At 32.5% G+C, this 22862-nt stretch carries 23 protein-coding genes; 16 read left to right on the forward strand and 7 right to left on the reverse strand.

All coding sequences use genetic code 11. The features are described from left to right. Positions 1-67: 67 nt before the first annotated feature. From OD917_RS18200 to OD917_RS18275, 16 genes are all read left to right on the forward strand, one after another. Complete coding sequence (locus OD917_RS18200; RefSeq protein WP_263524851.1) at positions 68-610, forward strand: DUF1599 domain-containing protein; 543 nt, start codon at positions 68-70, stop codon at positions 608-610. A gap of 86 nt (positions 611-696) precedes the next feature. Next, a complete protein-coding gene (locus OD917_RS18205; RefSeq protein ID WP_263524852.1) occupies positions 697-1797 on the forward strand; it encodes a BT_3928 family protein in 1101 nt (366 codons plus the stop codon). A gap of 152 nt (positions 1798-1949) precedes the next feature. Next, the gene (locus tag OD917_RS18210) at positions 1950-2609 is read left to right on the forward strand and encodes an alpha/beta hydrolase (protein WP_263524853.1); all 660 of its coding nucleotides are present in this window, start codon (positions 1950-1952) and stop codon (positions 2607-2609) included. Positions 2610-2911: 302 nt separating this feature from the next. Further along, positions 2912-3409: a TlpA family protein disulfide reductase gene (locus OD917_RS18215; protein WP_263524854.1), complete on the forward strand. Its 498-nt coding sequence runs from the start codon at positions 2912-2914 to the stop codon at positions 3407-3409. 54 nt (positions 3410-3463) lie between these two features. Then, positions 3464-4216, forward strand: coding sequence for a triose-phosphate isomerase (tpiA, locus tag OD917_RS18220; protein ID WP_263524855.1), 753 nt, complete (start codon positions 3464-3466; stop codon positions 4214-4216). A gap of 209 nt (positions 4217-4425) precedes the next feature. After that, positions 4426-5259, forward strand: a complete 834-nt coding sequence (prmA, locus tag OD917_RS18225) for a 50S ribosomal protein L11 methyltransferase (RefSeq protein WP_263524856.1) — start codon at positions 4426-4428, stop codon at positions 5257-5259. A gap of 36 nt (positions 5260-5295) precedes the next feature. Continuing rightward, entirely contained in the window at positions 5296-5571 is a 276-nt protein-coding gene (locus OD917_RS18230) for an ATP-dependent Clp protease adaptor ClpS (protein WP_095927736.1), read from the forward strand. 239 nt (positions 5572-5810) lie between these two features. Beyond that, positions 5811-7082, forward strand: a complete 1272-nt coding sequence (locus tag OD917_RS18235; protein ID WP_263524857.1) for a sterol desaturase family protein — start codon at positions 5811-5813, stop codon at positions 7080-7082. A gap of 9 nt (positions 7083-7091) precedes the next feature. Continuing rightward, positions 7092-7778, forward strand: coding sequence for a lysoplasmalogenase (locus OD917_RS18240; RefSeq protein WP_263524858.1), 687 nt, complete (start codon positions 7092-7094; stop codon positions 7776-7778). A gap of 21 nt (positions 7779-7799) precedes the next feature. Next, positions 7800-8246 (forward strand): 2-dehydro-3-deoxyphosphooctonate aldolase, encoded by a 447-nt coding sequence (locus tag OD917_RS18245; protein ID WP_111283695.1) that lies wholly within the window; start codon positions 7800-7802, stop codon positions 8244-8246. Between the two features lie 134 nt (positions 8247-8380). Beyond that, a complete protein-coding gene (locus OD917_RS18250) occupies positions 8381-8797 on the forward strand; it encodes a hypothetical protein (protein WP_263524859.1) in 417 nt (138 codons plus the stop codon). Positions 8798-9027: 230 nt separating this feature from the next. Beyond that, positions 9028-9846, forward strand: a complete 819-nt coding sequence (gene kdsA / locus OD917_RS18255) for a 3-deoxy-8-phosphooctulonate synthase (RefSeq protein ID WP_111283693.1) — start codon at positions 9028-9030, stop codon at positions 9844-9846. Between the two features lie 22 nt (positions 9847-9868). Next, complete coding sequence (locus OD917_RS18260) at positions 9869-10774, forward strand: hypothetical protein (protein ID WP_263524860.1); 906 nt, start codon at positions 9869-9871, stop codon at positions 10772-10774. A gap of 100 nt (positions 10775-10874) precedes the next feature. After that, positions 10875-11549 (forward strand): YiiX family permuted papain-like enzyme, encoded by a 675-nt coding sequence (locus OD917_RS18265; RefSeq protein WP_263524861.1) that lies wholly within the window; start codon positions 10875-10877, stop codon positions 11547-11549. Between the two features lie 92 nt (positions 11550-11641). Beyond that, positions 11642-12094, forward strand: a complete 453-nt coding sequence (locus tag OD917_RS18270; protein WP_263524862.1) for a ubiquinone biosynthesis protein COQ4 — start codon at positions 11642-11644, stop codon at positions 12092-12094. 6 nt (positions 12095-12100) lie between these two features. Then, positions 12101-12403 (forward strand): hypothetical protein, encoded by a 303-nt coding sequence (locus OD917_RS18275; RefSeq protein WP_263524863.1) that lies wholly within the window; start codon positions 12101-12103, stop codon positions 12401-12403. Between the two features lie 137 nt (positions 12404-12540). Here the strand turns inward: OD917_RS18275 and OD917_RS18280 are convergent, their stop codons facing one another. The 7 genes from OD917_RS18280 to OD917_RS18310 form a co-directional block, all read right to left on the reverse strand. Then, positions 12541-13932: a M20/M25/M40 family metallo-hydrolase gene (locus OD917_RS18280; RefSeq protein ID WP_263524864.1), complete on the reverse strand. Its 1392-nt coding sequence runs from the start codon at positions 13930-13932 to the stop codon at positions 12541-12543. Between the two features lie 165 nt (positions 13933-14097). After that, on the reverse strand, positions 14098-16020 hold the full coding sequence (locus OD917_RS18285; protein WP_263524865.1) for a discoidin domain-containing protein: 1923 nt from the start codon (positions 16018-16020) through the stop codon (positions 14098-14100). A 43-nt stretch (positions 16021-16063) separates the two neighbouring features. Further along, on the reverse strand, positions 16064-16825 hold the full coding sequence (locus OD917_RS18290) for a glycerophosphodiester phosphodiesterase family protein (RefSeq protein WP_263524866.1): 762 nt from the start codon (positions 16823-16825) through the stop codon (positions 16064-16066). A gap of 91 nt (positions 16826-16916) precedes the next feature. Beyond that, positions 16917-19217 (reverse strand): beta-glucosidase BglX, encoded by a 2301-nt coding sequence (bglX, locus tag OD917_RS18295; RefSeq protein WP_263524867.1) that lies wholly within the window; start codon positions 19215-19217, stop codon positions 16917-16919. A gap of 10 nt (positions 19218-19227) precedes the next feature. Continuing rightward, positions 19228-19941: a prolyl oligopeptidase family serine peptidase gene (locus tag OD917_RS18300; protein ID WP_263524868.1), complete on the reverse strand. Its 714-nt coding sequence runs from the start codon at positions 19939-19941 to the stop codon at positions 19228-19230. A gap of 6 nt (positions 19942-19947) precedes the next feature. Beyond that, complete coding sequence (locus OD917_RS18305; RefSeq protein WP_263524869.1) at positions 19948-21324, reverse strand: glucoamylase family protein; 1377 nt, start codon at positions 21322-21324, stop codon at positions 19948-19950. Between the two features lie 71 nt (positions 21325-21395). Continuing rightward, a complete protein-coding gene (locus tag OD917_RS18310) occupies positions 21396-22859 on the reverse strand; it encodes a RagB/SusD family nutrient uptake outer membrane protein (protein ID WP_263524870.1) in 1464 nt (487 codons plus the stop codon). Between the last annotated feature and the right edge of the window lie 3 nt (positions 22860-22862).

Here is a 22862-nt window from a genome sequence, read left to right on the forward strand (position 1 = left end):
TAAACTTGAAACTCTTAAAAAATTATCCTTATTTTTGAAGAAATTTTAGCAAATATACAGCATATAAATGAAGAATACTTCCCAAGAGTTTGATAATGTTATCGCGGTTTGCCGAACATTGTTTATCAATAAAATGAAAGATTATGGCAGTGCGTGGAGAATTTTAAGATTGCCATCGCTGACAGACCAGATTTTTATAAAAGCGCAACGAATTAGAAGTTTACAGGAAAATGAAGTCCGTAAAGTGGATGAAGACGAAAAAGGAGAATTTATCGGAATCATCAATTATTCTATCATGGCTTTGATTCAGTTAGAATTGGGCGTTGTAGATCAGCCAGATCTTGACGTTGAAAAAGCAACTGAATTATACGATGCTAAAGTAAAATTGACCAAAGATTTAATGGAAGCCAAAAATCATGATTACGGCGAAGCTTGGCGTGATATGCGCGTGAGTTCTTTAACCGATTTGATTTTGCAGAAACTCCTTCGCGTTAAGCAAATTGAAGATAATAAAGGAAAAACAATAGTGTCTGAAGGAATCGATGCTAATTATCAGGATATGATTAATTATTCTGTTTTTGCTTTAATTCTAAACCCTATAATTAAATAAAATTTCAAAAAATAAAATCCCAAATTCCAACTTTAAAATTGGAATTTGGGATTTAAAATTTGGAATTTAACCCCTAAATATTTGCCATGAAAAACATCATTACTCAATTTTCCCGATTATTTGTCGGTGTCCTATTTATCATTTCCGGATTAATCAAACTAAACGATCCTGTTGGATTTTCTTACAAACTGGCTGAATATTTCAGTGAACCTGTTTTCAATATGCCTTTTTTAGAGCCATTGGCTTTAGGATTGGCGATCTTTTTAGTGATTTTAGAAGTAGTTTTAGGTGTAATGCTGTTGGTTGGCTATAAATCAAAACTAACGATTTGGGCTTTACTTTTATTGATTGTTTTCTTTACATTCCTAACTTTCTATTCAGCATATTTTGATGTAGTAAAAGATTGCGGATGCTTTGGTGATGCTTTACACTTAACACCTTGGCAATCATTCACAAAAGATATTGTTTTACTATTCTTTATCTTAATTTTATTCACCAATAAAAAATTAGTTAAGCCTTTGTTTTCTAAATTGGTAACTAATATTATCACTTTAATCAGCATTATTTTATGCGTTTTTATGGCGGTTTGGGTTATCAATCATAATCCGATCAAAGATTTCCGTCCGTATAAAGTAGGAACAAACATTGAAAAAGGAATGGAAATTCCAGAAGGTGCGCCAAAATCGGTTGTAGAAATGATTTTTATTTACAAAGTAAATGGCGTTGAAAAAGAATTTACAGAGAAAGATTTAATGAATATTCCTGAAGGTGCTGTTTTTGTGGATCGTAAAGACAAAGTAATCTCTGAAGGTTACGTTCCTCCTATTCATGATTTCACAATGACAAAAGATGATTCTGACTATAAAGAAGAATTATTAAAAGAGCCTAAATTATTGATTTATGTAACTTACGATTTGAATTTATCAAATCCTGAAGGAATGAAAAAATTAGCAAAAGTTACTGCTGATGCAAAAGCAAAAGGTTACAAAGTAATCGGAATGACTGCTTCTGGAGCCGACGAAATTGCTAAAGCGAAGAAAAACTATGCTTTAGATATTGATTTCTATTTCTGCGATGGAACTGCTTTAAAAACAGTTGAAAGAGCAAATCCAAGTATTGTAGTTGTACATGACGGAACTATCGCTCAAAAAGTGCATTACAATGATACCGATGATTTGAAATTATAATATTTCAAAAAATATAAATTTTAAAGGCGCCAATATTTCTTTTTTAGATTTATTGGCGTTTTTGCTTTTAATATCAATTTATTAAAACATAACCCTTTAGATTTTATATAAAAATCCTACATTTGGTCAAAACCAAAAACCAAATTTAATCAATGGAAAAACTCATTAAAGCATTTACTTTTTCGTTTATAATTTTATCTGGCATTTTATCTTTTAGCCAAACAAAAAATGAAAATCAACGTTACATTTTCTTTTTCCACAACAAATTTGTCGAAGAAAACGATCTAAATGTACCTCATCCAGAATATGGAAAAGCAGAATACAATGAGATTTTAGAATCTTACAGAAAAGATAACTTTATTGTTTTTAGTGAAAAAAGAAAGAAAAACACAAATGCTGTTGATTATGCAGAAAAGATTACTAAACAGGTAAAAGCATTAATTAAAAAAGGTGTTCCGCCAAATCATATTACGGTAATTGGAACTTCAAAAGGCGGTTACATTGCCCAGTTTGTTTCAACTTATCTTTCAAATCCAGATGTGAATTTTGTTTTCATTGGATGTTTTAGAGATGTCGATATTCAGGAAATTCCCGATATTAATTTCTGTGGCAATATTTTAACCATTTACGAAAAATCAGATATTTATGGCGTTTCTGCTATAAAACGAAAAGAAACGTCTAAGTGTAAAATAGAGCATTTTAAAGAAATTGAATTAAATACAAATTTGAAACACGGCTTTTTATATAAAGCATTAGATGAATGGATTGTTCCAAGTAAAAAATGGGCAAATGGAAATTACGAACTGAATTAAGTTTCAAAAAAAGATAAAAAGCCTTCGATAATTTTAATTTTATTGAAGGCTTTTTTTGTTGAAATCTGACGTTTTTTAGATAAAAATCTTCTTCAAAAAATAAAATTTCAATCTCATTTTTAATTCTAAAAAACCTCAGCATAAAAAATATCTGATTTTTGACCTCTACTATTACGATTTCATTCCACTTTTTCTAACCCAAAACCGCAGTTTTGTTACAGAATAAACGTCTCTTCAAATTTTGTTAATCTGCATTTGGCTTTCAAATTGTTTGTTTAACTTTGTTGAAAATCATTAATTATATGAAACAAATTGCTTTAATCGTAATTGCATTTATTACTTTTTCATGTTCACAAGCGCAGAAAACAAGTTTTTCTAAAGAAGCTTTATCAGAAAAATTATTAGGTCTTGATGATAGTCAGACTACTTTCAAAAATATCTTAAAAAAATACAAAGGAAAAACTTTAGTGATTGAAGTTTGGGCTTCTTGGTGTGGTGACTGCGTAAAAGCAATGCCAAAATTAAAAGAGTTACAAGCTAATAATCCTGATGTATCTTACCTATTCCTTTCTGCTGATAAAACAGCTGAAAAATGGAAAGCAGGAATTGAAAAACACGAATTAAATAAAGGCGATCATTATATGATGAATGACGGAATGAAAGGTCTTTTTGGAAAAGCTATCGATTTAGATTGGATTCCGCGTTACATTATTGTGGATAAAACTGGAAAAATCGCTTTATACCGCGCTATTGAAACTGATTTCGAAAAAATCAATTCTACTTTACAATCATTGAAATAATTTTCAATGACAAAATTCAAACAAAAAACAAAAAAATAATATAAAACTACCAAAATGAGAAAATCGATTGTTGCAGGAAACTGGAAAATGCATAAAAATGCAGCTCAAACTGAAGAATTATTAAACGAATTAATCAATAAAATTCCAGCAAAAACAAATGCACAAGTAATTGTAGCGCCAACTTTTGTAAACTTACAAGCTGCTGCTGCTAAATTAAAAAACACAACTATTGGAGTTTCTGCTCAAAATGTTCACCAAGCTGAAGGCGGTGCTTTTACAGGAGAAATTTCTGCAGATATGTTAACAAGCATTGGAGTTAATACCGTAATCTTAGGTCACTCTGAGCGTAGAGCCATTTTCCACGAAACTGATGCTTTAATTGCTAACAAAGTTGATACAGCTTTAAAACACGACATGACAGTTATTTTCTGTTTTGGTGAAGAATTAAAAGATCGTCAATCTGGAAATCACTTTAATATTGTTGAAAATCAATTACGTGATGGTGTTTTCCATATTGCTAAAGAATCTTGGTCTAAAATTGTTTTAGCTTACGAGCCAGTTTGGGCTATTGGAACTGGAGAAACTGCTTCGCCAGAGCAAGCTCAAGAAATGCACGAATTTATTAGAGAAACAATCCGTAAAGCTTTTGGAGCTGAAATCGCTGATGAAGTTTCTATTTTATACGGTGGTTCTGTTAAACCAGAAAATGCAAAAGAAATCTTCTCTAAACCAGACGTAGACGGTGGTTTAATTGGAGGTGCTGCTTTAAAAGCTGATGATTTCTTAGCAATTGTTACTGCTATCTAATTTTTAAAATTTTAGATTTTAGACTTTAGATTTTGAAATCTTACATTATATAAAAAGCGTTTGCCGTTGCGAACGCTTTTTTTATTTTAAAACTTTACATTACCCCATAATTTTTACGTCAGTCATTTTACATTTCACAAAACTCATTTTACAATTATTTTATAAACAACTTCTGCTTTCTATTCTTACCTTTGCAAAAATTTTTATTTATGTCAAACATCTATTTAGGATATCATTTTACGATTGAGCCGAAAGAATTGGGTTCTGAAATTTTAGTGGCTGAATTGGGCGAAAAAGCGTTTGAAAGTTTTACAGAAACTGAAAACGGAATTTCGGCTTTTGTGAAGAAAGATTTATGGGACGAAAATATCCTAGATGATATTTATATTTTACAATCTGAAGAGTTTAAAATTGAATATACAATAGAAGAAATCGATCAGGTAAACTGGAATGAAGAGTGGGAAAAAAATTTCGAGCCAATTGATGTTGACGGAAAATGCCATGTTCGTGCGCCTTTTCATGAAAAAACTGATGCTGAATTTGATATCGTAATTGAACCAAAAATGAGTTTTGGAACAGGACATCATGAGACCACTCACATGATGATTCAGCATTTACTAGAAATGGATATTAAAGGTTTAAAAACTCTTGACATGGGTTGTGGAACTGCAATTTTAGCCATTTTAGCTGAAATGAAAGGTGCAGAACCAATTGATGCTATTGACATTGATAACTGGTGTTATTTAAATTCTATCGAAAATGCTGAACGCAATAATTGTAAACATATCAGCGTTTATGAAGGCGACGCTGCTTTATTAGCGGGTAAAAAATACGATTTAATTATTGCAAATATCAACAGAAATATTTTGTTGAACGATATGCAGTCTTATGTTGATGCTTTAAACCCAAAAGGAATCATTCTTTTTAGCGGTTTTTATGAAGAAGATATTCCATTTATTGATGCTTCTTGCGTTGAAAAGGGTTTAACTTATGTTAAAAAGCTTCAAAGAAACAACTGGGTATCTTTAAAATATGTAAATTAGATACTGATAATCAATTCAGTACAAAACCTATAAGATATGAGTACTAAAGAAAAAGTAAGAGAAAGAGTTCGCGAAAAAGAAGCCATTGCTTTTAATAACGAGATCATTGTGTATAATGATGATGTAAACACTTTTGATCACGTAATCGATACTCTTATGCGTGTTTGTGACCATACAGCTGAACAAGCTGAACAGTGCTCTTTGATTGTTCATTACAACGGAAAATGCACTGTAAAAACGGGTCCGATTGAAAAACTTAAACCTCAATGCACGCAACTTTTGGAAGCTGGGCTTAGCGCCGAAATTGTTTAATTGAAAAATAATCTAAAAATGCATTCTATTTTATTCTATACTGGAATTGAATAGAGTGCATTTTTTTTGAGATTACTTCCTTTATTTCTCACATCAAAAGTGAGTTAAAACAATCCGAAAAGACTTTCCTGTTTTATTTATTTTAAATCAAAATATCACATTAAAAATCGTTTAATTTAACGATAATATAAAATGCATTCTATTTTATTATATATTTGACTGAAATAGAATGCTTTTTTATGGAGGAATATGGAAAGATATTGATTATTGCAATGCCCATTTTTTTGACTTTAATTATCATTGAAAAAATATACGGCATTTATGTAAAAAACGATACAGCGCCACTAATCGACAGCGTATCGAGTATTAGTTCTGGAATAACCAATTCTGTAAAAGATGTTTTAGGACTTAGTATCACTTTTCTTTCCTACGAATGGCTCGTTTCTAAAATAGCATTACAGCATTTAGAAGTCAACGTTCTATCCTATTTCATAGCCTTTTTTGTTATTGATTTCTACGGATATTGGAGTCATCGACTGGCACATCAAATTAATTTTCTTTGGAACAAACATGCTATTCATCATAGTAGCGAAGAATTTAATCTTGCCTGTGCACTTCGCCAGCCCATTGCGAGTTTAGTCAATTTATTTACCTTTTTATTGATTCCTGCCGCGTTACTAGGCGTTCCTGCTTCTGTAATTGCGATAACGCTACCAATTCATTTGTTTTTGCAATTTTGGTATCATACCAAACACATCAAAAAAATGGGCTTTTTGGAGCATATTTTAGTGACTCCTTCACATCATCGTGTACACCACGCCATTAATCCCGAATATTTAGACAAAAACCATTCGCAGATTTTCATTTTTTGGGATAAACTTTTTGGAACTTTTCAAGAAGAATTAGATGATGTTCCGCCAGTTTTCGGAATTACAAGACCAGCAAATACTTGGAATCCAGTTAAAATAAATTTTCAGCATTTGAGTTTATTAATTAAAGATGCCTGGCGCGCTCCAAAATGGAAAGACAAATTGACCATTTGGTTCAAACCAACAGGTTGGCGACCAGAAAACTTTGAAGAGAAATATCCTGTAAATAAAATTGAAAATGTTTTTGATTTTGAAAAATATGGTACACAAAATTCTCAAAAGCTAATATACTGGTCTGTCTCACAAATGCTGATTACGTTATTGTTTGTGAGTTATTTATTTGACAATATTGCTAAAATCGGTCTTCCGAATATCTTTATCTATGGATTTTTTATTTTTGTGACCATCTATAGTTATACGGAGTTAATGGACAAAAATCGATTTGCTCTTTTATGGGAAGGCTTTAGATTGGGGCTTGTAATCTGTATTACAGGTTATTATGGAGATTGGTTTGGCTTAAATCGTGTTATTCCAATTAGTAATTATATTATTTTTACGTACCTGATCTTATCCTTTTTAACAACACTTTATTTTGTTAATTTTGAATTTAAAACCAACCAAAACCAATATATAAATTCATAACCCCCTATTATGAGAAATTCTTCTTTTTTTAAACTTTACGTTGCGTTCAGCATAGTCTATTTGGCTATTCTGGTCTCGGGCTACGAGCGTTTTGATCTTTTTCTCAAACCCATTTTAATTCCAATTATTGGGTTCGGAGCTTATTTCTACAGAAAATTTCCAACTCAGAATACTTTATTGATCGCTTTAATATTTTCTTGGATTGGAGATGTTATTCTGCTTTTTACTGAGCTTGGCGAAATTTACTTTATCTTAGGACTTGTAAGTTTCTTAACGGCACATATTATTTATTGCGTTCTCTTTAACAAACAAAACAGAATTAGAAAAAAACAGAATAAACCATTTTTCATATTTGGAAGTGTTTTAATCGCCATTTATTTAATCGGGATGGTTTCTTTTTTAATGCCACATCTAGGAGAAATGCAAATTCCTGTTTCGGTTTATGCATCTGTTATTTCGATAATGCTTCTTTTTGCTTTTAACGGATTTTTAGTATGGGAAAAGCCTGGTAATGCGCTTGTTTTTCTAGGCGCTCTTTTATTTGTTATTTCCGATAGTATTTTGGCTGTAAACAAATTTTATGCTCCAATTCCGAAAAGCTCATTTTTTATCATGCTGACTTATCTTCTGGCACAATATCTGATTGTAGTTGGTATTTTAAAATTAAATCCAAAAAAAATACAGCAACCTGTTTAACTTTCGCAATAACCTCAACTCATGAAAAAAATAGCTCTTTTTATTGTTTTATTAATCACTGCTTCTTCGTGCATAAGTACAAAGTCAACTTTGAAAAATGTCGACAATAATGCCCCTGATTTGATTTTAAAGAAAGACAATACTTTTTCCATCACGCAGTTTGCAAAAGACAAAAAATACGGTTACGATCCAGATTATCCAGTCAATATCTTTTTTCAAAATACTAATAACGAAACTTTAAATGAATCTCGTTTTCTAAATGCTTTGGCTGGCCCAAATGGAGAAGTTATTACTTACACAAGATTAGAAACCTGCTGCCCGTTTCCAACCAAAAGAAGCAATATGGGAGCTGGATTCCTGAATGTTTATGAACTAAAATGGGAAGGACAAAAGAAACCAGTTAAACTATATTTGAATATTTATGAAAAAGGAATTTTAATGGTTCCTGTGGGATTGAGGTTGAAGTAGAAAATATCTTTATTATGATTAAAACAAAGTTTGCTTTTATAATAATCTTACTTTGTGCCTGTCTATTTTCATCAATATATTATTTCTTATTGGACAAGCTTATTTCCAGAGGTTTTATTCTAAAATGAATCAATATGACATTAAATAGAGAAGAATTGATACATCCGATATTTTATTTAATATTTATTACAGCTCCAATATTTGGGCTTTCTTTTGATTTTCTTCCTGATTTCTCTGAAAAAGTATTGCTAATTTATTTTGTTTTAATTTTCTTTAAAATCTCACATTCCGTAAAGTTAAAAGGAAATGAAATCATTGATGGAATACATCTTTCTCCTTTCGGTTTTCTAAAAATCAAAAAAAGAATGCAATTGAATGATATTAAAGAATTCATCATCTTCAAGAATGAAAAAAAATACTGCGAGATTAGAGCAATTTCTTCCAATGATTTTTTAATTATAAAAACGATGGCAAACAAAATTCCTGCTGAAGAAGAATTGAACGAAATTCAAACTAAAATAAACTCTAAAAAACAGATTAATCAAATCTAAAAGACAGTACTAAACTGCAAAACTTTAGAACATGATAAATGTCATGTATTAGTTTCTTTCCATACTTTAATATTGCCTTGGAAAAAGCATTTAATCATTCTAGAGAAATTTTAGCAATTCGTTAATTCTACTAAGCTCCTAGTCAATTATTCGACTTCTTAAAATAATCTTAAATCTTCATCTGCTATTCATAAATCATGACTACCTTTGCAGTGCAAAAAAATAATTTTATGAACATACAACATATTCCACAAATTAAGCACACTGACAGCGGGAATTTCTTTTTATTATCTGGGCCATGCGCTATCGAAGGAGAAGAAATGGCGTTGAGAATTGCTGAAAAATTAGTTGGTATTACCGACAAACTTCAGATTCCTTATGTATTTAAAGGATCTTTCAAAAAAGCAAATCGTTCTAGAATTGACAGTTTTTCTGGAATTGGTGACGAAAAAGCATTAAAAATCTTAAGAAAAGTTTCAGAAACTTTTCACGTTCCAACTGTAACAGATATCCATACTAACGAAGATGCTGATATGGCAGCTCAATACGTTGATGTACTGCAGATCCCAGCATTCTTAGTTCGTCAGACTGATCTTGTTGTAGCTGCGGCTAATACAGGAAAAACAGTAAACTTGAAAAAAGGACAATTTATGAGTCCAGAAAGCATGAAACATGCTGTTCAAAAAGTATTAGACTGTAATAATGAGAATGTTATGGTTACAGATCGTGGTACTATGTTTGGTTATCAAGACATGATTGTTGATTTTAGAGGAATTCCTACTATGCAGCAATATGCTTCTACGGTTCTAGACGTAACTCACTCTTTACAACAGCCAAATCAGACTGCTGGTGTTACTGGCGGAAGACCTGACATGATTGAAACAGTAGCAAAAGCGGGTATCGCTGTTGGTGTAGACGGTATTTTTATCGAAACGCATTTTGATCCTGCAAATGCAAAAAGTGATGGTGCTAATATGCTTCATTTAGACTATTTTGAAGGTTTAATGAACAAGTTGGTAGCTATTAGAAAAACTGTAAATGCCTTTTAATAATTTATAACACTTAAGTTCTTTGAAAACAAAAATTTTATTTTTCTTACTGGCTTGTGTTTCATTAAACACATTTGCCCAGGAAGAAATACCTGTACAAAAATATGCAGCTCACAACAAAGGAAAATTCTTTGTGATGTGGGGTGGTAACAGAGAAAGTTACTCAAAATCTGATGTAAACTTTAGAGGTAAGGATTACAACTTTACTGTTGAGAATATGGCAGCTCATGACAAACCAAAAGGATGGCATGTAGACTACGTTAATCCTGCTAATATGACTATTCCGCAAACCAATTTGAGATTAGGTTATTTTTTTAGTGATCATTATAGCGTTACAATTGGTGTTGACCACATGAAATATGTGATGACACAAAATCAAATTGCAAACGTAAACGGATACATCAATTTACCTGAAAATGATCCAGGTTCAATTTACAACGGAGAGTACAATAACAGACCGATAGATATGTCTCAAGGTGGTGCTCAAGAAGGTGGTTTTGATAAAGGTGAAACTCAAGTTGGCGGTCCTGCATTTTTAATGTATGAACATACAGATGGTTTAAACTACATTAATACTGAGGTTTCTAGATTTGATGATATTTCGAAAGTGTTCAGACTTCCAAATATTGATAAAGTTCAGATCAACTTAACTGAAGGATTAGGAGCTGGAGTTCTATTACCAAAAACAAATGCAACGGTTTTAGGTAAAGAACGTCATGATGATTTTCACGTTTCTGGTTATGGTGTTTCTGCAAAAGCAGGTATCAACGTTACTTTCTTCAAACATTTCTATGTTCAAGGAGAATTAAAGGGTGGTTATATCAACATGCAGGATATTAGAACTACTGCTAGCAACGAAGATAAAGCTTCTCAAGATTTCTTCTTCTTTCAACGTATTATTGCTGTAGGAGGTATTTTTAGAATCTAATATTTCGTAAAATATATTTATAAAAATAGCTGTCATTTTATTTGGCAGCTATTTTTTTTATTATTTACTTTGCAACTCAAAGTACTTTAAATTATACTTTATGAAAATCAAAAAATATCTATTTCCGATCATCACTTTTATCCTAAGTTTTGGATGTGCTTTATTTGTTGCCATAAAAGTTTTTCCTAATAATCCTTTTACTGGACCTAAAGCAGAAAAAAATATTTCAAGCAAGTTTAGAGATGGAGATATTATTTTCCAAACTTCAGAATCAAAACAATGCGAAGCAGTTCGTATTGCTACAAATTCTAAGTTTTCTCACTGCGGAATTATTTATGATATTAATGGAAAATGGTTTGTTTTTGAAGCCGTACAGCCTGTAAAACTTACACCACTTGAAGATTGGATAAAACATGGAAAAGACAATAAATATGTAGTTAAACGATTGAAAAATGATAGCGTTTTAAAACCAGAAGTTCTACAAAAAATGAAAGATTACAGCCAGCAATTTGATGGAAAAGAATATGATGCTTATTTTGAATGGACTGATAATAGAATTTACTGCTCTGAGTTAGTTTGGAAAATTTATAAAAATGCAGCAGGAATTGAATTATCAAAACTTCGAGAATTGAAAGATTTTAATTTATCTGATCCAAGAGTTCAAACAATTTTGAAGGAACGCTACGGAAATGATATTCCATTAGAAGAAAAAGTCGTTGCTCCTTCTGACCTTTCTGATTCTCATTTATTGAAAACTATTATAGACAATTATTAATATTATTCAAAAAAGCTAGTTGACTTATTATTTCTAGCTTTTTTATTTAGCTATTTACTTTGAATTTCAAAGGACTTTTTAAAACCACATTTATGAGAGATTATTGGATTGAAAAACTGTATGAATGTTCTAAAAAACCGTATCAAAAATATTTCAAGAAGAATGAGCCTTGGAATATTGATAAAACTAAATTAATGAATTATCCTGAGGAAAGTCTTGGGTTTAAGTTAGGAAGTTTTCTATATCAAAATCATTTTGATATTCAGGAAAAACTAGAAGATCATGACGTTATTCATGTCTTGACAAATACAGGAGTTTCAGTTTATGAAGAAATTGGAATGCAGTATTATTTGCTTGGAAATGGAAAGAAAAGTTTGTATTTGTTCATGGTTGTTTTAAGCGGAACTGTTTTTTATCCAAAGAGAATCAAATATTTTATTCAACAATACCAAAGAGGAAAAAAAGCACATGCATTTTATTATCTCGATTTTTCAAAAATGCTTTTTATGCCTGTTCAAACTATTCAGCAATCATTTAAAATTTAAAAAATCATGAAAACAATTCATAAACCTTTTGAGGAAAAACAGTCTATTGAATTAGCGATTGGCACATTTATAATCAGTACGCTTTTATTTATACCTTACATTCTTTCAAATGGAAATGCAATGGTTTTGGTTATTGCTTGGCCTTTTGCTTTGGCTGGCATTATTGTAAATACCATCATGTTTTTTCATTTAATGGAAAAGTTTATTCATTTGCCTCAACAGCGAAAAGATATTGGAATGAAGATTTTAATCTTGCTTTCTAACATTCCTATTATCTTTTTTTATTATTTGATCGTGATGAAATCTTGATTTTTAATCTTTTTCCAAAGGATTAATTCTAAAAAGCTAATAGGACTTCACTCCAAAATGAATCATTCTTACGAAATTTAAACATAAAAAAAGCCAGAAGCAAAACACTTCTGGCTTTCGTTTTTATAATTTGAATCTTAATTTGCTTTTTTAGTCTCGATTCCGTTTTGATCTAACAAATACATTAATGTAGTCATTGTTGCTGCACCAAGCTCTAATTCTCTTTTATTAATGGCATCAAAAGTATCATTTGCTGCGTGATGGTAATCGAAATAACGTTGTGAATCTGGCTTTAATCCTGCTTTCACAATCGCTTGAGAAGTTAAATGGCTAATATCTGAACCTGCGTGTCCAATTGTAAAACTATGTACTAAGTAAGGCTCAAAAAGATCTTTGTATCCTTGAATTTTTTTCAAATTAGCATCGTCAGCTTCGATTGAGAAACCTCTTGGAGAAAATCCACCTGAATCACTTTCTAAAGCAAAAATGTGGTTTTCTTTCTTTTCTTTTGAAACTTCTTCATATTTAGCACCGCCTTTTCCACCATTCTCTTCATTCATAAACAATACTACACGAATAGTATTTTTAGGTTTGTAGTTTAGGTTTTTCAAAATACGAATAACCTCCATACTTTGTACTACTCCTGCTCCATCATCATGAGAACCATCTGCTAAGTCCCAAGAATCTAAGTGCCCACCAACTACCATAATATTTTCTGGGCTAACAGTTCCTGTCAATTCTCCAATTACATTATAAGACAATGCGTCTGGTAAAGTTTCGCAAGATTGTTTGAAATAAAACTTCAAAGCTGGATTTACTTTTAAAGATTTACTCAATAATTCTGCTCCATTGGTACTGATTGCAGCTGTTGGAATATATTGTTCTTTTGGCAAATCACCATAACTTTGGGCTCCTGTATGAGGGAAATCATCTAAACGTAAATTCATAGAACGAACAATTGTTCCAACTGCTCCTAATTTTGCTGCTTCTTTTGCTCCAGCATATCTTTGGTCAACACAAGCGCCATAAGAAGTAAAAGTTTCAATGTTTTCAGGGTTCATTGGTCTGTTATAAAACACAATTTTTCCTTTTACTTTATCAGCTCCTAATTCAGCTAATTCTTTAATTCCTTGCACTTCAATAATTTCCGCAGTAATTCCGGTTTTTGGAGTAGCAACAGAACCGCCTAAAGCACAAATTGGCACAACCGTTTTTACTTTTCCGTCTAAGATATAAGCAGTTTCCTTTTCTCCTCTAACCCAATGCGGAACCATAACTTCCTGCAAATAAACTTTATCAAGACCTAAAGCTTCTAATTGTCTTTTTGTATAATCAACAGCTTGTTCTGCTCCTTTAGAACCAGATAAACGAGCTCCAATATCGTTAGACAAATATTCTAGCCAAGTGTAGCATTTTGCTTCTGTCAAGGCTTTTTTGTAAAATAATTTGATGTTTTTTTCGTCATTTGACTGACCAAATGATAGCAATCCGTTTAAAACTAAAGCAGTTAAAAGAATCGTTTTTTTCATAGTTTTTATAGTAATTTGGAGTTTATAGTGCTTCTGGCACAATCACAAAGGAACAAAATTCCTGACAGTTAGAATGCTTTTTTTTCAACCTTTTCTCAAAAAAAAGCTCCAATTACAAATTCTTCAATTTGCAATCGGAGCTTTTACAGATTCAATAAATAAAAATTATTTTACTTCGATAATCTTATTTTTTGTTCCAATTCCATTTTCATTAAAAGGTTCAATAGTGAAATAATATTTTGTTCCTTTATCCAGACCTCTAAAATCATACGTATTATCGCCATAAACCATAATGCTGTTATACAGCTTATCTGGAGTAATTCCGTAATAAATGTTATATCCAACAGCATCATTTTGTTTTTTCCACGAAATCATAGCATTTCTAGAATCTGTTTTGTTTCTATCTACTTTGAAAGAAGCAACAGCTTTTGGTTTTGCGGCCAATCCATTTCCAAAAACTCTGAAATCTGAAACTGCAAATAAACCAGATGCATTATGAATATTTTCCATTTTGATGTAACGAGCTTTAATTGATTTTGTAAGCTCTACATAATCATGAGGCGCATCTTTATCATTTTTAGATTTATCTACAACTAAAGTCCAGTTTTGAGCATCATCAGACATATAAATTTTATACTGATAATAAATATCCATTGCTTTATTAAACTGAGTAGCTTTATGATCTGCGTAGTTGATTTGAAGAGCATTAATTTCCATTTGTCTTCCTAAATCCATTTGAAGCCATTCTCCTGGATTGCTAGTTTTTGCAGACCAATACGTTTGAATGTTTTCATCGGTAAGATTTTCTGGCCCGTAACAGAATTTCTCGTACACTTTTTTACCTCCATTATCCATTCTGTGCGTCTCAACTTCCATACATTCCTCAGAAGAAGAAACTGTAACTGGCTTTTTATATGAAAGCAACATCCAGCCAGAAGATGCTCCTTTTGTCTGATCGCGCTCGCTTGTTGGCAACACAATCGGGAAATCTCCATAAGCTGTAATAGAATACATTACATCATCTTTATCAAATCCAGCAGGAAACATATCAATACGGCGCTCAAAGCGGTCTTTTATTGAAATCTTGCAAGTTCCAGTATTCCAATAGTTTCCATAATTATCGGCGAAAGTATTTCCGTGTCCAGCACCAATTACAAATCCGCCTGGTTTATAAGACATCGGATTGTGTTTTTGATACGCAAAAGGCCCTAAAGGATTATCTCCAACATGAACACCATTTGCATAACCTTTAAATTCAGTTGCTGGCGCTCCATATTGCATATAATATTTTCCGTTATGTTTAGTCATCCAAGCTCCTTCGATAAAATTCCCCCAAGGCGCAGGCTCCATATCATTGTTTGGTCCAAAACGCTCCCACCCGTGTGCCGAAGGATCAAGAATTGCAACTTCTTTTATTTGTCCGTAAGGCTTTTGAATATCTTCAACTTCTGTAGCTTTGTATAATGTTGCGTAATCTGCTTGATTTCCTTTTGGAAGCCAAGTTTTATAATCTACCTCAACACCAACAAGTGGCAGTTTTCCGCTTGAACCGTAGTACATATAGACTTTTTTATCGTCATCTTGAAAAATAGCCGGATCCCAAGTTGGCAACATTGCTTTATCTACGTGACGTGTCCATCTTCCAGATTTTGGATCTGCTGTTTTCCAAATAGGGTGATCTCTTTTCCAAGTTGAACCTACATAAAATAAAGTGTCATTTACAACCCAAGCAGCAGGAGCGCATTGATCATCATCGCCTGGTTGTCTTTGGAAACTCCCATAAACAAAATTCCAATCTGACATATCTTTACTCCAAAAGAAACCTGCCTGATTCGTTGCAAATAAATAATATTCGCCTTTATAAGTAATAATTAATGGATCAGCACTTGAACGGCGAGATTCTGGGATTCCGTTGTGATTGTGCGTTGTATAATTGTAGCCAATATTAATAGGATTACAATAGGTAGTAGCTGGTTTATTAGGGTCAAACCATTCTGTTTTGCCTAATTTTTGTGCCGAAAGATTATTTACGAAAAGCATCGCAAACAATAGTATTGGCATCGTAAGTTGTTTATATATTTTTTTCATGGTTAGATTTTAAGTTTATAAGTCTAAAAGATTATTTTTTTGCCTATAATCTTTCTTTTAGAAGTTCGGGTTCGTTTGTTGTAATGTAATTGAATTTATGATCGATAATCCAATCCATATCTTTTGCGTCATTTACAGTCCAAGCATTCAGAAGAATTTTATTGTCTTTTGCTTCTTGAATCCATTCTGGATGTTTTTGAAAAACAGAATAATGATAATCAACGCCGTTAATTTTATCAGCTTTTACTTCTTTTGGAGATTTATTCCCTTCTAAATATTGCAGAGAAGTTTTAGGATCTATTGCTCTGATTTTTTTTAGAATATCATAATCAAAACTGATGTAGCAGGTGTTTTTATTGGCTTTTAATTTTTTAATGGTTTCGATTGCTGCTACAGCAGTTTTTTGTCCTCTTTCTTTACTTATTTCTGAAGGTTTGATTTCACAAACCAAAAGTGTATGTTTATTATTTCGCATTCCTTCTGAAATATATTCATGCAAGGTTGGAAGCTTTTCTCCATTAGAAAGTTTAAATTTTATCAAATCAGCATAATTTGTTTCTTCAATGAGCAGTTTGTTGTAATGTGCATCATGATTGATTACTAGTGAATCGTCTGCCGTTCTCCAGACATCAAATTCTGAGCCTGGCAATTTTAAATCGATTGCATGTCTTAATGATGCAATAGAATTTTCTGGTAGATTATTCTTTTTCCAAGCTCCTCTATGTGCAACTATTGCATTCTTTTGAGCATTGCAATATGAAAAGGCAATTAGACATACTGCGCTAAATATTTTAAAAGTATTCATAATTACGTAGTTAAAAAATTACAAAAAAGGTTCTTCAGCTTAGAAAAAAAGCCCTCCAAACGAAGGGCTTTTCACTAATCAAATAAACCAACTATTTAGTTAACTCAAAACTAACTTTCTTATCGGCATTTGAATTTCCTCCAACGAAAATATCAAACTGCCCAGGCTCTGCTACGAATTGTAAATCAGAGTTATAGAATTTTAAATCTTCAACAGTAATATCAAAACTTACTGTTTGTTTTTCCCCTTTTTTAAGAGCTATTTTTTGGAAACCTTTTAGTTCTCTAACTGGTCTTGTAACTGAACCAACTAAATCTCTGATGTATAATTGAACCGTTTCTTTTCCATCGAAATTTCCAGTATTCGTTACATCAACTGTCACTTTCAATTTTCCGTTTGAATCCATTTTATCAGAAGAAATTTTCAAGTTTGAATAATCAAAAGTTGTGTAGCTTAAACCAAATCCGAATGGGAATAAAGGTTCGTTTCTTTCGTCAATATAATTTGATCTGAATTTCTCGAATTTACCTTCTGTGTTAGAAAGCGGTCTTCCTGTATTTTTGTGTGCGTAGTAAATTGGCAATTGTCCAACGCTTCTTGGGAAAGTTGAAGTCAATTTTCCTGAAGGATTTACATCTCCAAATAAAACATCAGCAATTGCATAACCTGCTTCTGTACCAGCAAACCAAGCATTTAAAATAGCAGGAACTGTTTTTTCTTCTTCAGTAATTACTAACGGACGTCCATCAAATAAAACTAAAACAACTGGTTTTCCTGTTTTTAATAAAGCGTTTAATAAATCTTTTTGCGCTTGCGGAATTTCTAAGTTTGTACGGCTGCTAGATTCACCGCTCATTTCTGCAGATTCTCCCAAAGCTGCCACAATTATATCTGATTGTTCTGCTACTTTTAAAGCTTCTGCCAATAATTCTTCTTTTGTACGAGCATCACGGTGTAATGTTTTTCCAAACATTGTTGCGTTCGTTTCAAAAGTTTCATCATAATCTAAATTGCTTCCTTTTGCATATAAAACTTTCGTTCCAGCTCCAGCAACTTCTTTAATACCTCTCAATAATGAAACAGCATTTTCCATTTTTGTAGCCACACTCCAAGTTCCTGGCATGTTTTCTTTAGCATCTGCTAATGGTCCAATTAAACCAATAGTTCCCGATTTTTTAAGCGGTAATAATTGGTTTTGGTTTTTCAACAATACTAAAGATTGTGCTGCAATTTGGCGCGCTTCTTTTCTGCTGTCTGTTGTGAAGATTTCAGTTTTAGCTCTCTTTTCATCACAATATTTATATGGATCTTGGAATAATCCTAAATCGTATTTTGCTTCTAAAATAAGTTTTACAGCATTATCAATAGTTTCGATTTTTACTTTTCCTTCGTCTAAAGATTTTTTCAAAGTTCCCAAGAAACCTTCTCCAACCATATCCATTTCAACACCAGCGTTTAATGCTAAAGCTGAAACTTGCTGTAAATCTCCCATTCCGTGAGGAATCATTTCAGGAATTCCAGTAAAATCTGTTACTACAAATCCTTTGAAACCCCATTGTTTTCTTAAAACATCTGTCATTAACCATTTGTTTCCAGTTGCAGGAATTCCATCAACTTCGTTGAAAGAAGCCATAACCGAACCTACACCAGCGTCAACAGCTGCTTTGTAAGGAGGGAAATAATCGTTAAACATTCTGATATGGCTCATATCTACCGTGTTATAATCACGACCAGCTTCTGGAGCTCCATATAATGCGAAGTGTTTAACGCAAGCTAAAATTGAGTTATTCTTAGAAAGATCATGTTGTTGGTAACCATTTACCATCGCTTTTGCAATTTGGCCTCCTAAATAAGGATCTTCTCCTGAACCTTCAGAAACTCTCCCCCATCTTGGATCACGAGAAATATCAACCATTGGAGAAAACGTCCAGTTAATTCCATCTGCACTTGCTTCTTTAGCAGCAATTTGCGCGCTTCTTTCGATAAGATTCATATCCCAAGTACAAGATAACCCTAACGGGATTGGGAATGTTGTTTCGTAACCGTGAATAACGTCCATACCAAAAAGTAACGGAATTTTTAAACGACTTTTCTCAACAGCAATTTTCTGTACTTCTTTAATTTTTTGAACTGATTTAATGTTGAACAAACCGCCCACTTTTCCTTCAGCAATATTTTTTGCCACATTTGAGCTGTTTGCCTGCCCTGTGGTAATATCACCAGATGTTGGCAAGTTTAACTGACCCAATTTCTCGTCTAAAGTCATTTTTGACATTAATTCCGCCACAAATTCAGACTTTGGTTTAATTTTCACTGTATTTTTAGCTGGCTTTTTTTGAGCATAACCCAAAATAGCACATCCTAAAAAAAGTAAGACTAATTTGTTTTTCATTCTATTCTATTTATTTGTTTGTATTCGTTTTTCTTTGCTGAAACATCCAGTCGTAGATTTCTTTATTATCATAAACTCTTGTCCAGCTGTCATGATTTGCATCATCAAAAATGGTCAGCTTAACATCTTTTGCATTGCATTTTTTCAATTCATTATAAATTGTAATCGCATAATTCACATTTACCACATTATCCTGTAATCCGTGAAAAATTCTGGTTGGAATATTGGCTATTTCACAAGCATGTTCTAACTGAATTAAATCTACAAAACCAGCGACAGGTACATTTGTGGCAAATAGATCTGGATGTGCAAAAGCCAAATTCCATGAAGCCCAGCCTCCTGAGCTCAAACCAGTAACATATATTCTTTCTGAATCAATTTTATTCTCTTTCTGAATTTTTAAGATCAGCTGATAAATTGATTCTATATCCCAATTTTCGTCTTCCTTACATTGTGGAGCCAATACATAAGCATCTAATTGGTGAGTTTTTAAATATTTTAAAGGACCATTAATTTTTACTTTTTCTAGATCAGTTCCTTTTTCTCCATCTCCTGAAATAAAAACAATTAATGGCTTCTTCTCCTTAACATTTGCTGGACGATGCAAAACATATCCCAGCTCATATTTAGACATTATAACTGTATTAATTTTTCCTGTTGTTTCACTCTGCCCAAAAACAACTATAGAAAATAACAGTGATATAAATGCTAATGTATTCTTCATAGAATTTTAAATGCCGTATTTCCCAGATTTAAATCCAAGTTTTGTTAAACCTTGTTTTACTTCTGGTGCGTTCATAAATAATTTCCATAATAAACCTGTACGGTAATTTTCTATCATTACTACTTCAGGACCTTGATCAATTGCTAAATAACGTTTTGCCACCCATTTATTACCTAAACTTAGAGCATCATAAAAACCGGCATCTCCCCAAGTTTTGTCTTTATGGTTTTCATACAAATTGCGAATAAATGTCATTGATTCCTTTGGCGTATAAACAATTGAACTAATTGCCGCCGTTGGTGAAATTACACCTTGATCATTACTTGGCATATGTGCATTATATCCAATCGAACCATCAGGATTTCTTGAATATGATGCTGTTAGTCCCCAATATTCTGGACCATATCCAGCAATTTTCTTAGGATTTTCTACGCAGTATTGATAATTGATTTTAGTCTGATTTACATTTAAATCCCAATAATTAGCATATTTATCTGTTAATTGATTTGGATCTAAACCTACATAAGAATAGTGAGCCCAAAATAACGGACCTCCAAATTCTTCTGCACCATTGTGCTTTAAAATAAGTGGTATATTATATTTTGTTTTTGAAGAAACTATGCCACCGCTTCTCGCCCAACCTTCGTGATATGCTTTTGCATCGACTGTATGCGTTGGTGAAGACGCTGCCATTATGTACGTAATAAGACATTCGTTATATCCTTCTAGTGGAAAATTCATTTCCCAAGCATAACTCGGAGACCAGTGCCAATACAAGACATTTTTTTGATTTGTGTACCATTGCCAGTCAACACCTTTCCAAAGAGCATCATATTTTGCAGCAACTGCTTTCTCTTTTTCATTACCAGTTTTAAGATACTCGCGAACTGTAATAAATCCTGATACCAAAAATGATGTTTCAACTAAATCTCCTCCATTATCTTTGGTTCCAAAAGGTTTTACTTTTCCTGTATTTCCATCAATCCAGTGTGACCACGCTCCATGAAAGCGATCTGCTTTTGCAAGGAAATCTGCAATTTTGTCTAATCTTTTTACTCCTTCTTCTTTAGACACATATCCTCTATCTATTCCTGCAACTAAAGCCATTAATCCGAAACCTGAACCTCCTGTTGTTACAATATTAGAATCGTTTTCAGGATAAACTCCGTCTGGATGATAACGTTCTCTAGCTAATCCAGAATTTGGTTCTGCATAATCCCAGAAATATTTAAATGTTTGTTTTTGAACAGCATCCAAAAGCTGTTCATCTGTTAATGCAGTAACGCCAGAAGTATTTTCCTGTACATTTTCTTTTGACTTATCAGCATTTGATCCACAACTAAAAAAAGTAAATGCTAAAAATAAAACTGAAATTCTAATCATTATAAAAATTTAAGATTTTAATAAAATAATCACTTCCTTCAACAAAGTGAAGGAAGTGATATGTAGTGGTATTAATTGTAACCTGGGTTTTGTTGAGACAAACCATTCGCTTGTGAAATGAAAATTGCCGGAATAGGGAATAATTCATTTTTACCTACTGTAAATACTTTTCCATCTGCAGCAAAAGCACTTTCAGCTTGACCTGTTCTAACTAAATCAAAGAATCTATCGAACTCAAAAGCTAGTTCTACTCTTCTTTCTTTCCAGATTGCAGTTCTAACTGCTGCTTGAGTAGTTGCTGGAGTATCTCCTAATTGAGCTCTGTGTCTAATTTGGTTTAATAAACCTATCGCTTCAGAAGTTTGGCCCAATTCGTTTAATGCTTCAGCTTTCATTAATAAAACCTCACCATATCTTAAATATTTGATATTTGCGTCTGTTTCCCAAGCATCTGTAAATTGAGAAGAATATGCTTTAAAGTTATATCCTTGATTTAAATCTGTTGGAGATAAAGGAATAACTCTTCCATCATATAAAGTTGTTCCTCTAAAAATAATCGTAGCTGCTTTTCTAACATCACCAGCCTCATAAGCGTCAACTAGACTTTTTGAAGGAGTATTGAAGCCCCAGCCCCAACCTCCAGCTCCTCGAACACCTTGAGTATTTGAGTATCCTGAAATTCCTTTAATTGGCACAGATCCAACTCCATTAATTTCAAAAATAGATTCAATATCATTTTCACCTTCCAATCTAAACATTTTAGCATAATCAGGTGCTAATGCATATCCTGTAACTAAATCACAATTATCTACTACTTTTTGCCAGTTCTTTTGATACAAGTTTACTTTTGCTAATAATGCATAAGCTGCACCTTTTGAAACTCTTGCTTTTTCGCTATCTGAATAAGCAGATTTAAGAGGTAAAACAGCTATCGCATCATTTAAATCTTGCTCAATAAAAGCATAAGTTTCCGCAGCAGTTTTACGAGTAAGCAACATGTTTTTATCTTCGACAGAAGATGGATTTGGCAAATGGTCTACGATTGGAACACCCCCATAACATTTAACCAAAGTAAAATACATAAAAGCTCTTAAGAATTTAGCTTCTCCCATTAATCTTTGTCTTAAAGCAGGATCTGCCTTATCAAGTTTAGGAATAATATTTAAGGCTTGATTACATCTATTGATGCCATCATATTGAGCTGTAAAAGTACTTTCTGCTGATGGATTTGATGAATTATATGTTAAAGCATCGAGTACATCTTTATCGGTTCCTGTATCTCCAGGGTCAGATCCTTTATCTGCATCATCAGAAGTGATACTTGCTAAACCAATCCATCCGAATGAACTCATGTCCCAATCTAAAAATTTGCTATAAATAGATGTTACAAAAGTTGCCGCTCCGTCGTTACTATTAAACAACTCGATATCATCTGTCGAGATTGACTGAGTTTGATCAACATCCAAAAAATCGTCTGCACATCCAGTAAAAAAGAATGCTGATAATACAAACATTGATATATATATCTTTTTCATAAT

Origin of the sequence: Flavobacterium sp. SH_e, assembly GCF_025717045.1 — a bacterium.
Taxonomy (GTDB): domain Bacteria; phylum Bacteroidota; class Bacteroidia; order Flavobacteriales; family Flavobacteriaceae; genus Flavobacterium.

Bases quoted from the DNA above. Each gene is read 5' to 3' on its own strand.
- OD917_RS18200 (WP_263524851.1), top strand. From the start codon at position 68: ATGAAGAATACTTCCCAAGAGTTTGATAATGTTATCGCGGTTTGCCGA.
- OD917_RS18205 (WP_263524852.1), top strand. From the start codon at position 697: ATGAAAAACATCATTACTCAATTTTCCCGATTATTTGTCGGTGTCCTA.
- OD917_RS18210 (WP_263524853.1), top strand. From the start codon at position 1,950: ATGGAAAAACTCATTAAAGCATTTACTTTTTCGTTTATAATTTTATCT.
- OD917_RS18215 (WP_263524854.1), top strand. From the start codon at position 2,912: ATGAAACAAATTGCTTTAATCGTAATTGCATTTATTACTTTTTCATGT.
- tpiA (WP_263524855.1), top strand. From the start codon at position 3,464: ATGAGAAAATCGATTGTTGCAGGAAACTGGAAAATGCATAAAAATGCA.
- prmA (WP_263524856.1), top strand. From the start codon at position 4,426: ATGTCAAACATCTATTTAGGATATCATTTTACGATTGAGCCGAAAGAA.
- OD917_RS18230 (WP_095927736.1), top strand. From the start codon at position 5,296: ATGAGTACTAAAGAAAAAGTAAGAGAAAGAGTTCGCGAAAAAGAAGCC.
- OD917_RS18235 (WP_263524857.1), top strand. From the start codon at position 5,811: ATGGAGGAATATGGAAAGATATTGATTATTGCAATGCCCATTTTTTTG.
- OD917_RS18240 (WP_263524858.1), top strand. From the start codon at position 7,092: ATGAGAAATTCTTCTTTTTTTAAACTTTACGTTGCGTTCAGCATAGTC.
- OD917_RS18245 (WP_111283695.1), top strand. From the start codon at position 7,800: ATGAAAAAAATAGCTCTTTTTATTGTTTTATTAATCACTGCTTCTTCG.
- OD917_RS18250 (WP_263524859.1), top strand. From the start codon at position 8,381: ATGACATTAAATAGAGAAGAATTGATACATCCGATATTTTATTTAATA.
- kdsA (WP_111283693.1), top strand. From the start codon at position 9,028: ATGAACATACAACATATTCCACAAATTAAGCACACTGACAGCGGGAAT.
- OD917_RS18265 (WP_263524861.1), top strand. From the start codon at position 10,875: ATGAAAATCAAAAAATATCTATTTCCGATCATCACTTTTATCCTAAGT.
- OD917_RS18270 (WP_263524862.1), top strand. From the start codon at position 11,642: ATGAGAGATTATTGGATTGAAAAACTGTATGAATGTTCTAAAAAACCG.
- OD917_RS18275 (WP_263524863.1), top strand. From the start codon at position 12,101: ATGAAAACAATTCATAAACCTTTTGAGGAAAAACAGTCTATTGAATTA.
- OD917_RS18280 (WP_263524864.1), bottom strand. From the start codon at position 13,932: ATGAAAAAAACGATTCTTTTAACTGCTTTAGTTTTAAACGGATTGCTA.
- OD917_RS18285 (WP_263524865.1), bottom strand. From the start codon at position 16,020: ATGAAAAAAATATATAAACAACTTACGATGCCAATACTATTGTTTGCG.
- OD917_RS18290 (WP_263524866.1), bottom strand. From the start codon at position 16,825: ATGAATACTTTTAAAATATTTAGCGCAGTATGTCTAATTGCCTTTTCA.
- bglX (WP_263524867.1), bottom strand. From the start codon at position 19,217: ATGAAAAACAAATTAGTCTTACTTTTTTTAGGATGTGCTATTTTGGGT.
- OD917_RS18300 (WP_263524868.1), bottom strand. From the start codon at position 19,941: ATGAAGAATACATTAGCATTTATATCACTGTTATTTTCTATAGTTGTT.
- OD917_RS18305 (WP_263524869.1), bottom strand. From the start codon at position 21,324: ATGATTAGAATTTCAGTTTTATTTTTAGCATTTACTTTTTTTAGTTGT.
- OD917_RS18310 (WP_263524870.1), bottom strand. From the start codon at position 22,859: ATGAAAAAGATATATATATCAATGTTTGTATTATCAGCATTCTTTTTT.